Genomic DNA, 14,826 nt, shown 5'->3' on the forward strand with positions numbered 1-14,826 from the left:
TTTTTCAAAAAGGGATTTTTTTCCGTGTTCTATCAAAAATATATTTATTTTTTTTATTGTCATTTAATAAAAGTGATTGAAATCATAATTATTAGAATTTTGACATTTGTAAAAAGGCTAATTTTAGATATTTTTTATATATTTACTTTAGAATCAATTATATATTATGAAAAAAGTCTTTATTACTTTATTGGCTTCTGTTTCAATTGCTTTTTCTTCTTGCCAAAAAGAACAAGATGTTGTCACGATGGACGGGGAATGGTATATCAGGGCAATACTTGAAGAATCAACTAAGCGCGACGAATTGGTTGCAAGATATTATAGAATGTATAAAAGGTCTGATGTTTATAATAAATATTATAAAACCATCACTTTTTCAGGTAATTCTTTTGTAATTACAACTTATGATAGAGACAAAGATTCCAATAAGAATACGGTTTCTACCATTGAGTATCCATTTGTCATCAATGGGGATAATATGACCGTTACTCTTCCCAATGGTAAAACAACAACATATAACTATAAGTTTTATGGATTAGGATCACGTAGTCTACAACTAGGTTTTATCAATACGTTTGTAAATAGAAATAATGAAACTATAGTAACGACTAATAAAACGGTTTTGTTGAGAGAATTTCCGAAGGATGATAGTGAAGAACAACAAGAAGAAATGCCTACACCAGGAGAAGTTGGTGGAGGTGGAGATACAGAAGCTCCACCACCGATTGGCTGGTAAGATAGGATTTTATTAAAAATATATAGAGGCTATATCGTAAATAGAAGATATAGCCTCTTTTTTTGATTTCTTTTTTTTTTACTTAGATGCTTAATTGAATTGGATGTAAAGATAGATAAGTAGATGTTTATAGCTTGAAAAGCACATAATTATATACTTGTGGTTATCCTGCATTAAAAACTCATAAGCAGAAATTCTAAAAGTTGCTTTCTAAGGATAACCTGAATGAAGTGACATTGGCACATAATATTCAATTTCTTGTGCACAAAAGTAGCGAACGAAGCAGTGCTATTAAAGATAAAGTGGTGGCCTTGTATGTATTATGCCTTTGTATCTATTGGGGATTTGATGATTAGGAAAGAGGGAAGAACAATGAAAATCCTAATTGTAACTGCGAAATAACTTTAAAAATACTTAATACACATCCTCAAATAACTGTAAATAGAGAAGAAAGATACAAAGGCATAATCCAAGTATATTAAAGAAATATTTTCTTACTCTTTCTTTTCTAGTGTATTTATCACTGGATCTAATTAACGAAATAAGGTTGATTATGGAAAGGATGAGTAGAAATGGTAGTGTAAATTTTTCAAAATTTTTCATAGCAGAAATAATAAGAATGAATAGATTAGAAAAATATATTCTAGTTAAAAATCAAGAAGTCAGCTTAAATTACAACCCTAAGATGTTTAAACATTTGGAATGTTTAAACTAATTTTCATCTTTTTTATTAAATATTAGCTAACACCGATTAAATTCATTTAAGTCTGTTGTTATTCGCAGATTGAAAAGAGACTGCTTCACTTTTTGTGAAACAGTCTCTAATAATAATTTATTCTATTTTAATTTTTATAGTTTCGATAATTTACCATAGAATATTGCTGTTGGATCGGATACCTTGATCAATCCTCCTAAAGTACCGTCATTCGGATTTGAACCAGTAATATAGGTTAGTTTAAATTCTCCTCCACTGAAGTAATTTTTAACTCCTGCTGTTACCCAATTATTGTTCCAGTTACCGTTCGTTGCAGTTGGTGCGGAAAGTTTTAATACACCATCTATCAATGTGTAATTGTATTCTGCACTTGCAAGATAAACAGTACTACCACTTTGGAAACGAGCATCCAATACAGCTACTTTTGAAGTAGATAGTCTGAAGTTGACAGAGTGAGTCAACATTTTATTGCTAGTATATAAATACACCAATCCCTCCCACAAAGAGTTAAAGCTGGAAGTTACTCCTTCAGGTTGTTTACTACCTGTTATTGTAATGGCATTAAAAGCTCCATCAAAAGCAAACATGACTTCTATAGGAAGAATTGGGGTAGGACTATTTTTGATTTCATATTTTTGTCCTGAAATATCATGGATAAAAACACTAGAACCTTCAATTTCGCCTTTTGTAAAGACTAAATCCCTATGGCTTCCACCTGCTAAGATATCAAAACCTTTCAGATTGTAAGCGAACTTAAAGGTGTTCAATACCGTTTTTTTGTCTGGTAATACAGAACCTATATCCAGAGTTTTCGTTCCTGCAAAAAACGACAAGGCTAACTTTGTGGCAACTCCTCCAATGTTTACCTCTATATAAGGGTTTTTGAATGTCTGGAAGATAGCTTTAGTTTTATCTATACTTGTTTTATACGCTCCTGAATTATAAGCATCTTTTTCAGCAGCTGTAGCTTTGGATAAAACTAATTGTTGTCTGTATCTTTTTCCAACAAAAATAATAGAATCTGCATTGGACCTCAAGAATCTAAACTCCAAATCACTTCTAAGACCTTCTCTGACCGTTCCATTATAAACAGATGGATTGGGATCATTCAACATGGAAATATAATTGTAAGTATCAAAAATCAAGGTAGCCCCATTATCTTGTTTAACACGATAATTAGAACCTTCAACTTTTGTTGCCGATGCGTCGGTTAAATCGGCCACCATTTTAACAACCTGTTGGTCGTCAAATGCCATGTAAAATCCATACCCACCTTTTAATCCTGTCCCTACGGTTGCTTTCCAACCATTCGGAGAGGAGGTCAAGGCTGTGTTTATAGAATCGATTTTAGCTTTCATGCGCACCTCAGGTGTTTCGCCGAAGACTAATTTCTCTTCCTGTTTTTGACAGGAGGATGCTGCTACTATCAGCATCGCTCCAAATAAAATATTTCTAAAATTCATCATAATAATAGTCCTAATACGCCATACCAATAGTTAGTTGCATTGTTTTTTTCATAAAAACCTGCTAAGGAATTATAATCAGCTCCTTCTACATCAGCTCTCAGCCAATCTGCTGTGAAAGTTTTACCAGTAAAATAGGCCTGTAAACTATTTTGAAATGCTGTAGCAAATAATGCTGCATTTGCATAATTCCCAGTTGTACTAGCTTGTGCAACTTTTGTAAATGTTAGATCACCGCTAGTGGTATTTAATGTATATGTGAAAGAATAATCTGCAAATAATTGAGCCCCTCCAGATGCTGCAGTATAGGCAATTCTGAATGTAGCTTTGTTGTCAGCTTCAAATCGTATCTGCAAATTGTCCATATTGTATTTAGCTGTTGAACTATAAGCTAGCACTGCTGCTTTCATTTTATCATAAGCCGCTTGAAACTCTGCTGGCTTGCCATATTTTGAATAAATAGCATTCCCAGGAGTAATGGTCACCGTTTTATACGTACCTCCTAAGTATTGTGGAAATTTAAGGTCATTTGGATAAATTGTAGACTTCAAATGGTTCTGAACAGTTTTTTGAAGTTCCCTGAAATCCACTTTCAAGTTGGTAGTGAAATAATTGGCTACGTTAGCTTCTTTTTGTTTTAGTTTGGTACTTCCATAAGCAGATGATTGACTGGCATGGCGGTTATACCAAGCCTGCCCTTTTACTAAAAGATGGGCAGCGGTTTCTGCAAAATCTTCCGTAAATGAACCACTTGCATAGGAAGTAACGAATCCGTATTTCTTGGAGGTATCAGCCGGGGTAGATGCCCAAGTTGCTTTATAATCTGCTTTCGAGATCGTAGGGAAATCTGGTGGTATTTCTACCAGCTGATTTAGAATGTGGACAAATTCGTGGTGGATAACAAGCAAAGCACCATAAGGACTGTAATTGTTTATTCCATATAAGTTCACCCTACGGCCAGCAGAAGCCGTTCCAGCATATACTGAGCCGTCAGATGCATAGGAATTAGATCCGAATAGAATCCATTCCTTTGGGGACATCTTCTTGATAAAATCAACGCCACCCACTTTTCTATAAGGCAATAAATAACCATTCAATACAGATTCCATGGTAGGTCTCACCGCATTCAAGCGTGGAGGTGTAACGTTTCTGTCTACATCATGGAAATAACGATTATATCGATATACAACATCTATGTTGTACTCGTCCAAAAAGGTTGTTTTCAACCAATTATCTAATTCAGTATTAGTCTGTGGATCGTCATCGTTATATTGAGAGAAATCAACATTTTTGATTTCCTCTTTAGCACAAGAACCTAAAACACATACTACTGATAATGCGATTAAAATTTTATTTACTATTTTCATAATGGTATTATCTAGGATTTAATTCAATTCCTGAAATTTTAGCTTCTTCAGGAATCTGGAAAACACGTCTAGGATCATCTGGTCCCAATTCAATTTCGGTTTCTTCTTTTGTAGGACTGATCACATTGTGAACTACCGTGATTTTTCGTCGTGTAATATCGATCCAACGTAATCCTTCCTCCAAGAACTCTGCTTTTTTAGCAATAAGAACTGCCTTGACCAATGCTTTTTTCGGATCGGTCTCTTCATAGAAATTTTGGATTTTATCCAAGGTTAAAGTATGCATACTTGGGGTATAGTTCCTGATTTTGGTGCTATAGAACGTGTTCAGATCCGCCACGGCTAGATCATATTTTTCAAGTTCTGCATAGGCTTCTGCCCGGTTCATCAGCGCTTCATCCAAGGTCAATAAAGGTTGCATGATGTAAGGGTATCCAATGCCAGGACCTGTGTAATAGAAATAATATAAATACTTATAAGTTGTATAATTTGGAGCACCATAATTTAATATTTTATTATCAAGTACACCACTTGTCACATGACGATCCGTAAACATCCTGGACATTTTTGCTCCTACACCGTACCTTGGTGTGGAAACATACGTCCAAGTAGAATAAGCATTGGTCAATAATAAGGTAGATTTGATATCTGACCTAGTAAATGCCGCATTAAACTCCGCAGGTGTCATATTTTTTAGTGTTGAATTTACTGGCCTTAAATTGGACAAAAATTCACCGGAAGGAGCTGCTAAACTTGCGTTGTCAGCCGCTTTTTGCCACTCTCCTAAAAATAAGTATAATCTAGAAGCGAATGCATGGGCTGCACTTTTAGTGAAGTGGTATTTCGGCACTTGATAATTTTGATCTGAAACATATTTTAAGCCTTCTTCTAAATCAGCTACAATGTTATCATAGGTAGATTTCACTGTTCCACGAGTAAAATCTCCAAAAACTTTGGTGCCTGGGGCTTTTACATAAGGGATACCAGGAGAATCATTTGCCCCGCCAATTTCATAAGCTTTAGCAAAAAAGATGGCTAACATATGGTGTGCATATGCCCTCGCAATCAATGCCTCCCCTTTGTATTGTAATACCTCGTCCCCAAAATCGTTGTTTTCAATTGATTCTAAAGCTTGGTTTGCCGCAGCAATAGCTTCATAACAGCCATTCCAATAGTTTGTTGGCGTGTTGGTACCTGATCCAATCTGATCTTCCCAAACATACGGCCTGTCACGAGTATCTACTGAGGAACCTACTCCAGGTCCTTTATCCTCCGCATTATCAGAAGCAGCTTCTGCAAATGATAGATAATCATAACCTGGATATGCCGTTGCAACCAATTGGGCCACTTTATCCACACTGTTAATCGTTGTGCGGTTATCCGGTTCAACATCCAGATATTTATTACATGAACTTACCGATAAAGTTAGTCCAGTTAATAAAATAACATTAATTTTATTTAATACTTTCATAAAAATCCCTATTAAAATCCAACCTTTAATGATAATGTGAATTGTCTTAATGTTGGCAATGCCACACCACCAGAAGCATAGAACTCTGGATCTTGGCCTCTTAAGCGCTCATCAGCAATAATGGTCCATAAATTATTTCCTACCAAATTCAGACTTGCATTCGCTAGTTTAGTTGTACTCAACCATCTTTGGGGAATGGAGTATCCTAAGGTAACCTGTTTTAGTTTCAAGTAACCGCCATCCACTACACGCTCTGTACTGTAGTTATATGCATTGTATGGATATTGTGCACTAACCTGTCCTCCTGTAGAGTTCGTGATGTTCGTATTCGAAACAGGATCTAGTAAAGCAGGAATGCTTGTGAAGTTCTCATCACCTGGCATAAGCCATCTATTCAGCATATCTTTTGTCATTACCGACATATCGTTATAGGACGAATAAATGGTTGGTCTCAATCTCAACTTGTTACCAGCAGAGAAAGTGAACAATCCAGTTAAGTTAAATCCTTTATAGCTAAGTTGGTTGTAGAATCCTCCTGTAAATGTAGGCTCAACAGGACCTTCGTATTTCAAATAATCCAATGTTTGGCTCTGTAAACTAATGTAAGATGTTTTCAAGCCATCTGTTCCGATGAATGTTGGGAATCCATAATTTGGGTTCAAACCATCAAATTGGATAGAAAATAAACTTCTTTGTGAATACCCTTCCACAGCCCCACCTGTATTGGAAACTGCTCTCCAGATGTTAGGATTAATATCTAATTTGGTAACTTTGTTCGTGTTGTATCCGAAGTTGAAACGTGTTCTCCATCTGAAATTATCGTTGTTGATAGGGTTACCCGCAACAGTCAATTCGATACCTCTAGATTCCATATCGGCATAGTTGGCAATCTTGGTAAATTGACCATCAATACCTGATGTCTGAACAGAACCTAATAAATCGTAATTTTTCCTTTGATATATATCCAAGTTTAAGTCAATCTTATTGGATAATAGTCCCAAATCAAAACCTAAGTTGAATTCCTTCATTTTTTCCCAGGTCAATTCGGAGTTTTCTAAACTTGAAATATAGGTTAACACTTCTTGGTCAACGATCTCTCTTCTTCTTGCAATCTGATTGTAGAAAACTGCAGAAGAGTTTGTAGCATTACCCATAGAAGCCACCATACCGTAAGTTGCTCTTATCGATAAAGCGCTCAGGTAATCGTTTGTTGGCCAAAAAGTTTCTTGATCAATATCCCATGCTCCAGAGATATTCCAAGTTGGTAGCCAACGTGCTGTTCTTGATTTACCCATTTTGTTGGATCCATCATAACGGCCTGTAGCATTGAAACGGTATTTTTCTTTGAAGGAATAAGCCGCTCTTAAAGAGTAACCAACCCAACGGTCTGCATTATATCCCATGCCGAAATAAGGTTTTCCCTCTTCTCTAGCTTCCTTGAAATATTTATAATAAGGAGAAACCAAACCGCCATTTTCATATTGATATCCTACTCCATCAGAGAACTTCGCTTGTCTGTCTGTAGTTTTCATCTCCATGGATGCAAACACGTTCAAGCTATGGTCTTCGTTGAATTCTTTATCATACTCTAAATCCTGACGGAAGTAGTAGAATTTCATATTATCACCAGAGGTATTGTAAAATCCTCCTTCTGGCAATACCGAAACTGCAGGGTCATTAGGAAAATCAGGGTCTTTATATAATCTTCCGTTCGAACCAACAATGGTTGCATCATCCATAGCTCTGAAGGATTGTACGTAATTAGAACCTTCTTTTAAAAACAATTCACTTTCGGATTTAGTATAGCGGAAGGCACCATTGACTGAATATTTCAAATCTTTAATAAATTCATATTTCAAACCACCCTGAACTTTAAAGTCGATCATGGAAAGTTTTGCGTAGTTGTTCTCCATTTCCGTTAAGATGTTGAATGGAGCATAATCACGCACGAAATATTCGCGACGTCCAAATTCATCAAATGGTGTAATCAAGCGGCTAGTGGACAACGCGTAGTTATACGGGTTGATGTCATAACCTCTATAATAAGAACCATATACAGGATCTGACTGAACATTCTGAGAGCCTGGAGCTGATTGATCACGGATGGAACCGTTACCAATCAATTCCCCAGTGAATTTATCACTGAATTTATAATTGGATCTAAAGTTACCTGTGAAACGCTTTACATTATTACCGATGGTCATTCCTGGGTCATTCAAGAAGGAAACAGAACTATAGTTCTGTGATTTTTCTGTACCTGAAGAAACACTTAATGAGTGTTCTTGCATGATTTTGCTTTGGAACAGTAGATCGAACCAATCTGTGTTGGCATTTGCATAACGTGAAAGGAATTCAATCTGGCTTGGGGCATCATTTCTTAACGCAAATGTTTCTGTGTTAGGGTCATAATCGTACAACATGTTGTACATCTTATAGAAAACACCACCGTTAGCACCACGAGAAGCAGATGGGATTTGGAAAAAGCCTTTATTTTTCAATTCTATCATTACCGCCATTTGGTCGTATGATGACATAATATCAAAATCTGCATAGGATGGTTTTTGATAAGTTGTAAAATTACCAGTGTAACTTACCAAAGGTTTTCCGTCTCCTTTTCTTCCTTTCTTAGTATTCACGACGATTACACCATTCATCGCTCTTGCTCCATACATCGCTGTCGCTGCTGCATCTCTCAATACGTTGAAACTCTCGATATCATCCGGGTTTAAACCAGCAACAGATGAACCTAGTAATGTACTCATATCGCCGGTTGAAAGCGCTTCGTTGGAAATGTTGACTACATCTTCTAAAATGATACCATCGATAACCCATAAAGGCTTGTTATCCCCTGATAGGGAGGTGGCACCACGCACGCGAATTTTAGGAGCAGCTCCAAATGTACCCGAAACGTTCTGTACAGAAACACCTGCTACCTGACCTTCAAGCATACGAGAAATGTCAGGTACACCTGCACGTTCAGCATCTTTTGCACTAACTTTAGTTGATGCACCAGTAAAGAATTTACGATCAAGCGTTTGGTAACCAGTTGCTACAACCGTAACTTCTTCAATCTGTTTCTCAGAGGAAGATAAACGAATAGTAAATGTAGAACGGTTGTTGACTTCTACTTCTTGTTCGATGTATCCTATGTAACGGAAAATCAAAGTCTCGCTGCCAGCAGCTTGGATTGTAAACTTTCCTTGGTCACTTGTACTAACAGAAGTTGATTTACCTTTTACCGTTACGGTGACCCCCGCAATTGGCTTATTAGTAGCAGCATCCACAACTGTACCTGAAATAGTGTTTTGAAGTGTTGATGCTGAAATTTTAGCATCTGCGTTCAATTTTGATGACATTGGGCTTGAAGCCAAACTGGAAAATGATATTGTGCCGGCAACAGCCAGAACAACTAAATTTTTCCATGTTTGATTGAGCCTGTTTTGTCTCCAACAAGAAGATTGAGATTTTCTCTCAAAAATCGGAGAATAAAGATACCCCATAGATTAAATAATTTAGGACGTTTAATAATTGTGAGTTAAAGCATCAAAAGGTTTTCTGCCACTCGTGTAATTTATGGGGGGCAATATATAAAAACATATTAAAATTTAAAAATAATTTAATGAGAGGTTCTAAGTTACTATTTATAATAGTTTATAATAAAACATTATTTTAATAAATAAATAAAAATGTTTCTAAAGAATGTAAAAATTTCCTTGTTGGATTTTAAAATATCAGTTTTTTAGATTTTTAGTGTAACTTAAAAATGAGATAATTTTAAAGCTAATTCCTTTTATTAAATGGGTCATAAAATCTTTCGGTCTTCACTTAAACCTAGAAAGTAATAAAATTTAACTGAAGAAAGTTTAATATTAGGAGGTGAAGTGCTTGTTAAATATATTAGTCTATTCCTTCATTTATAAATCCAATAGCCAAGGTACTGTGTCGCTAAATAAATTTCGTACATATTTCGATTTGGGATGACCTTAGTTTGGAGGGAAAAAGACTCTTCGCTTTGCGCTGAGTTGGAAGTGGGTATATGCTAGATTCTCTTACTATCTCAAATCTCACTATAAACTAAAAAAGCGACCTTTTCAAGTCGCTTTTTTCTGTAGCCCGTAGGGGAATCGAACCCCTGTTTCAAGAATGAAAATCTTGCGTCCTAACCCCTAGACGAACGGGCCGTTCTGTGTTTCGGTGTGCAAATATAGAATTAAGATCTTTATTAACAAAATTTTTTTAAGAAAAATCTTTCATTAACTTAGTTTCTCTGTTTTTTTGCTAGATTACCATCATTATGAATCAATTAAAATCTTCATTATTGCTTATGCTAGCTCTTGGGTTGGGGACAAGTGCTGTTCATGCACAAAAGCTCCAGGTGAAATGGGATTTCGCCAGTGGCTACAACCATAACGATAACCGTTTGCTGAAATTGACCTTAGTGAATACTGATCAAAAGGCAATTCAATTAGATGCTTATAACCTTTGGTTCAATTCCATGTATCCAATTGAGAATACAGGAAGCAATAAAGCAACATTCAATGATCAAAGTGGAAACCTATATCGCGTAGACTTTAATGCTGGGACTACACTTCAGGTAAAGGACTCTTTGGTGTTGCATTATAAATCGCCTTATCCAATAACACATACGTCTCTTACACCAAATGGTTTTTACCTGAAGAGTAAGGGACAAACATCGGAAATCATCAATCTGGATCCGGTAGAGGTTACAGCATTGCATGTTACAGCTCGGGAGGAGAATGCGCAGTTATCAGCATTGTTTGCCAAGAACAGTTTGCTGTATAAGGGAACTCCTCAGCCAATTCTACCAATGCCTGCTTCCTTTAAAATGAACAATGGATCATTCAAGGTTGGAAAGATCTGGGGAGTATATGAAGATCCTCAATTGAATTTATCGCAGCAGTCAGGATATGATTTGGCCTTTAGAACTTTAGACGTTGCTGGAGTAAAAGGACCTAAAAATGGTTCAGATGTCAGGGTATTACAGAATGCAGACTTGGCATCTGAGGCCTATGAGCTTCGCATAGATAAGTCAGGGATAGAGATTCAAGCATCTACCGCTGCAGGTGCATTTTATGCAATTCAATCTTTGATTTCATTGGCCTCTGCCGAGCAATTACAGGGAAAATCAGAATTGTCGTTCCCCTACGTAGAAATCAAAGACGCTCCTCGATTTGCCTATCGTGGATTCATGATGGATATTTCACGTAATTTCAAGGAGCTTTCGGTATTGAAGAAATACGTTGATCTATTGGCTTCCTATAAGCTGAATAAATTTCACTTGCATTTTATTGATGATGAAGGATGGCGATTGGAGATACCTTCGCTTCCTGAGTTGACAGAGATAGGTTCCAATCGTTCTGGCTCTTTTCAAGATGGGAACACCATTCCGCCGGCATATGGCTCAGGCGGTCATGCCGTTGGAAAGAATTATCTAAGCAAAAAGGAATTCCAAGAATTGCTGGAATATGCTGCAGATCGCTTTGTAACCATTATTCCGGAGATAGAGTCGCCTGGTCATGGTCGTGCTGCCATTAAGGCGATGGAAACACGTTATAATCGCTTGATGAAGGCTGGTAAACAGAAGGAAGCTGAGGAGTTTCTTTTGTATGAAGCAGCAGACAAGTCGGTTTATAATTCTGCCCAAAACTGGAGGGACAATGTGATGAACCCGGCATTGCCATCGGTATATCGTTTTATGGATGTGGTGCTGGATGACATCAAGAAGATGTATGAGGAAGTCGGCTTGGAATTGAAATTGGTTTCTTTGGGTGGTGATGAGGTTCCTGCGGGATCTTGGGAGAAATCTCCTGCCGTACAAGAGCTGATGAAGAAAGAGGGAATGTCTACGGTATATGAGGTTTGGCCGTATTATGTGAAGAAACTCCACGAAATCTGTGCTTCAAAGGGGATGGATATGGCAGGTTGGGAAGAGTTCGGCATGGTCAATAAAGGACAAGGCATGGTTGTCAATGAGGAATTAGCTCATTTGAACTTGCATTTGGATGTATGGAACAATGTAATTGGCGGTGGACAAGAGGATTTAGCCTATAAATTGGCTAATGCAGGTTATAAAACAGTGTTTACTTCTTCTGCTAACTATTATTTGGATATGGTTTGGGACAAGGATTTCCGTGAGCCTGGTTTAAAATGGGCTTCCATTACAGACCTTTATCAGTCTTATGCCTTGTTACCAGATGCTTTTTTTGCCAATATGAAGCATATGGATGCGGGAAAGAAGTTAGAAGATGCTTATTTAGCTAAGAAAGTACGCCTGACAGAAAAGGGTAGATCCAATCTGATCGGATTGAAAGCTGCATTATGGGCGGAGACGGTCTTGACTGCTGATCGCTTGGATTATATGATATTACCACGTCTTTTTGCTTTAGCTGAGCGTGCTTGGGCACCTAAGGAAGCTTGGGAGGGTGATCAGACTTTTGATCAAGGTAAATTTGAAAAGGCATACCGTAACTTTGCGCATAAGGTAGGATCGCAGGAGCTGCCTAAACTTGATAATTTGCATGGTGGATTCAAATACCGTCTGCCATCCGTAGGTGTTATGGCTGAGAAGGGAAGTATTCACGCCAATGTCGAATATCCAGGATTTAAAATTGTCTATACATTGGATGGGTCTAATCCGACAAGTTCTAGTCAAAAGTTCCCAAAAGGTGGGATTCAAGCCAAGAACGGCATGGTCGTGAAGCTGGCGACAGTAGATGCGAATGGCCGTATTGGACGAATTAGTACTTATACGAGGTAGATTGGTTCAAGTTTTACCATAAACAGACAACGGGCTTCAAAATTTCTTGAAGCCCGTTGTCTGTTTAATATTTCTCTTATTCTTAAAAGCTCCTAGAAGCTGTTAAATTTAGCTGGTTCCATTTCGGTAAAACTAGCTACCTTTTGATAAGAGATGCTGTCTCCTGAGGCTTTAAAAATGGTCGGAAGGACAAGTCCATTGCCGATATCCTTGTAGCCATTGACAGTATAGCTCTTATCGTCCATGTCAATGCGTTTAATCAATCCTGATTCTTCATTTACATAAACTGATCCTCTACCACCTAAGAAATTAGCGAAATCTACCTTTTGTAATTTTTCGGCATTGATGATTTTGCTTTCTGATGGATTGTTCAAGGAAGAAGAAGCGATACTAGCGGGCAATGATAGGACTTTTAAGTCGATGTTGTATTGATCAATTAAGTCAGGCAACAGACCTCGGTAATCTTGTGCAGCTATTTCGGTTCCATTCTCGTCGAAGATGTGGATCAACTTCTGATTCGGTACATTGAAAATCGCGACAACATTGTTGCGGTTTAAGGTACCTTCAAAGCGGACCATTCCACTTTGTTTGTCCAATAAGAATTTACGGTTTCCGGTGATACTAGCGTGTTGGCTGTTTCCAGAAACGGTAAACATGATGTATTTCGTACTTTCCCATTTGCTTTTACCTCCTGCGGCATTCCATATCTTGTCTGCAATGTTCTTGGTTTGCGCCATGAGCATCGATGGACAAAGACTGACTACGCTGAGGAGCAGGCAGAAATAGTACATGATATTTGTTTTCTGTTTCATTTTTTGATTGTTTAATGCTGAATTTGGCATGGTTGCCGAACAAACATGATGTTAAGCCTAGGCTTTGCGTGAAGTTTGCAAAGGAAAGGTAGGACATGGTTTAGTAGCACATGGTATAATCTCCGGTAATTGTACCGACTTAACCATGAATACGATTAACTCACTTTGTTTCATAACCTTAGCTAATCAAAAACGATACCATTAATATTTTAGGTTGATAAGGGCCATTTGTATTGCCGTTATGGCAGCTTCTTCACCTTTATTTCCATGTTTGCCACCAGCACGGTCAAGCGCTTGTTCTTGGTTATCTGTGGTTAAAACACCAAAAATAACAGGTGTATCATGTTTTATACCTACTTGAGCTAATCCACTGGCAACTCCCTGACAGATAAAATCAAAGTGACGGGTTTCTCCTTGAATAACACATCCTAAAGTGATGACAGCATGAAGATTCTGATCTCTCAATGCGATATCACTACCGGCAATAAGTTCATAACTTCCAGGAACTTCAATGAGTTTGATGTTTTCCTCCTTAGCGCCATGGTCTAATAAACCCTTGTAAGCACCATTTAATAAAGCACCGGTAATTTCTGCGTTCCATTGCGATACAACGATAGCAAATTTCAGGTTTTCAGCATTCCCAACTTGTATATGGGAGAAGTCGGATAGATTCTTTAAGCTACTTGACATATTTGATTGTAAATAAAAAGGGCTACCAATGGTAGCCCTCAAAGATAATCAATTTTTTTAGGATTACTGTTTCGCTTGAACGCGTGCTAAGAAGCTGTCAATCGTAGTTGATTCAGCACTTTGCGGGTATTCATCACGAATGCGTTGGTAAGTAGTCTCCGCATTTTTGTAATCACCAAGTTCTTCATAAACTAAGCCCAATTTCTTTAAGAACAATGGGGTAGTATATACGTTCTTCGATTTGTCAGCTGCTTTTTTGTAGTAGTTAGCTGCTTTATCGTAAATTTTTTCTTCAGAATAAGCATCGCCTAAAAGACCGATAACCAATGGATCTAGAATTTCAGAACCAGTCTCAGAATATTGCTCTAAATATTTGATCGCTTCTTTAAAGTTTTTCTGACGTAGGTAAAGACCTCCTAAGTAAGCATTAGCAATATTTGCAGACTTCGTGTTTGAGAATTCATCAGCGATAGCTTTGAATCCTGGCGCTGTTCCATCACCATCAATTGCTAATTTCTGTAAGGAATCAATCGCTACGAATTGCTCTGCATGGTACATTTTATTTGCTGCCTGCTCTGCACGAGGTGCTAAATATAATTTTTGGTATCCAATGTATAACAAGATCAAAATAACGATACCTGCTATGATAAAGGTGATACTCTTTTCGTTTTCTTGGAAAAATGATCTCTTCACAGCTGGTCTGTTACTGGAAGAAATGTTCTGATTATTTTGTGACATTCTTAGTTTTAATAGATTACGGAACGCAAAAATACACTTTTAAAGAATACTTGCAA

At 37.3% G+C, this 14,826-nt stretch carries 9 protein-coding genes and 1 tRNA gene; 2 read left to right on the forward strand and 8 right to left on the reverse strand.

Going from position 1 to position 14,826, the window contains the following annotated elements:
* The first annotated feature begins 166 nt into the window (after window positions 1-166).
* Entirely contained in the window at window positions 167-736 is a 570-nt protein-coding gene (locus ACP6L2_RS17225) for a hypothetical protein (protein WP_440510490.1), read from the forward strand.
* A gap of 849 nt (window positions 737-1,585) precedes the next feature.
* On the opposite strand, the gene ACP6L2_RS17230 is transcribed toward ACP6L2_RS17225, so the two are convergent.
* The 5 genes from ACP6L2_RS17230 to ACP6L2_RS17250 form a co-directional block, all read right to left on the reverse strand.
* Complete coding sequence (locus tag ACP6L2_RS17230) at window positions 1,586-2,917, reverse strand: DUF4302 domain-containing protein (RefSeq protein WP_440510491.1); 1,332 nt, start codon at window positions 2,915-2,917, stop codon at window positions 1,586-1,588.
* Window positions 2,914-4,281, reverse strand: coding sequence for a substrate import-associated zinc metallohydrolase lipoprotein (locus tag ACP6L2_RS17235; protein WP_440510492.1), 1,368 nt, complete (start codon window positions 4,279-4,281; stop codon window positions 2,914-2,916). The genes ACP6L2_RS17230 and ACP6L2_RS17235 overlap by 4 nt, the downstream gene beginning before the upstream one ends.
* 7 nt (window positions 4,282-4,288) lie before the next feature.
* On the reverse strand, window positions 4,289-5,752 hold the full coding sequence (locus tag ACP6L2_RS17240) for a RagB/SusD family nutrient uptake outer membrane protein (RefSeq protein WP_440510493.1): 1,464 nt from the start codon (window positions 5,750-5,752) through the stop codon (window positions 4,289-4,291).
* An 11-nt stretch (window positions 5,753-5,763) separates the two neighbouring features.
* Window positions 5,764-9,108: a SusC/RagA family TonB-linked outer membrane protein gene (locus tag ACP6L2_RS17245; protein ID WP_440510494.1), complete on the reverse strand. Its 3,345-nt coding sequence runs from the start codon at window positions 9,106-9,108 to the stop codon at window positions 5,764-5,766.
* Between the two features lie 753 nt (window positions 9,109-9,861).
* Window positions 9,862-9,933 (reverse strand) — tRNA-Glu (locus ACP6L2_RS17250).
* 113 nt (window positions 9,934-10,046) lie between these two features.
* On the opposite strand from ACP6L2_RS17250, the gene ACP6L2_RS17255 reads away from it, so the two are divergent.
* Entirely contained in the window at window positions 10,047-12,530 is a 2,484-nt protein-coding gene (locus ACP6L2_RS17255; RefSeq protein ID WP_440510495.1) for a family 20 glycosylhydrolase, read from the forward strand.
* A gap of 92 nt (window positions 12,531-12,622) precedes the next feature.
* On the opposite strand, the gene ACP6L2_RS17260 is transcribed toward ACP6L2_RS17255, so the two are convergent.
* The 3 genes from ACP6L2_RS17260 to ACP6L2_RS17270 all read right to left on the reverse strand — a co-directional run bounded on the left by ACP6L2_RS17260 (window position 12,623) and on the right by ACP6L2_RS17270 (window position 14,770).
* Complete coding sequence (locus ACP6L2_RS17260) at window positions 12,623-13,342, reverse strand: hypothetical protein (RefSeq protein ID WP_344675634.1); 720 nt, start codon at window positions 13,340-13,342, stop codon at window positions 12,623-12,625.
* A gap of 201 nt (window positions 13,343-13,543) precedes the next feature.
* Window positions 13,544-14,032, reverse strand: a complete 489-nt coding sequence (gene ribH / locus ACP6L2_RS17265; protein WP_344675633.1) for a 6,7-dimethyl-8-ribityllumazine synthase — start codon at window positions 14,030-14,032, stop codon at window positions 13,544-13,546.
* Between the two features lie 63 nt (window positions 14,033-14,095).
* Entirely contained in the window at window positions 14,096-14,770 is a 675-nt protein-coding gene (locus tag ACP6L2_RS17270; RefSeq protein WP_440510496.1) for a tetratricopeptide repeat protein, read from the reverse strand.
* Window positions 14,771-14,826: the final 56 nt, after the last annotated feature.

It is taken from the genome of Sphingobacterium lactis (assembly GCF_051951495.1).
In the GTDB taxonomy this organism is placed as follows: Bacteria; Bacteroidota; Bacteroidia; order Sphingobacteriales; family Sphingobacteriaceae; genus Sphingobacterium; species Sphingobacterium lactis_A.

Coding starts and splice junctions, on each gene's coding strand:
- ACP6L2_RS17225 (WP_440510490.1), top strand. CDS start 167: ATGAAAAAAGTCTTTATTACTTTATTGGCTTCTGTTTCAATTGCTTTT.
- ACP6L2_RS17230 (WP_440510491.1), bottom strand. CDS start 2,917: ATGATGAATTTTAGAAATATTTTATTTGGAGCGATGCTGATAGTAGCA.
- ACP6L2_RS17235 (WP_440510492.1), bottom strand. CDS start 4,281: ATGAAAATAGTAAATAAAATTTTAATCGCATTATCAGTAGTATGTGTT.
- ACP6L2_RS17240 (WP_440510493.1), bottom strand. CDS start 5,752: ATGAAAGTATTAAATAAAATTAATGTTATTTTATTAACTGGACTAACT.
- ACP6L2_RS17245 (WP_440510494.1), bottom strand. CDS start 9,108: ATGTCATCAAAATTGAACGCAGATGCTAAAATTTCAGCATCAACACTT.
- ACP6L2_RS17255 (WP_440510495.1), top strand. CDS start 10,047: ATGAATCAATTAAAATCTTCATTATTGCTTATGCTAGCTCTTGGGTTG.
- ACP6L2_RS17260 (WP_344675634.1), bottom strand. CDS start 13,342: ATGAAACAGAAAACAAATATCATGTACTATTTCTGCCTGCTCCTCAGC.
- ribH (WP_344675633.1), bottom strand. CDS start 14,032: ATGTCAAGTAGCTTAAAGAATCTATCCGACTTCTCCCATATACAAGTT.
- ACP6L2_RS17270 (WP_440510496.1), bottom strand. CDS start 14,770: ATGTCACAAAATAATCAGAACATTTCTTCCAGTAACAGACCAGCTGTG.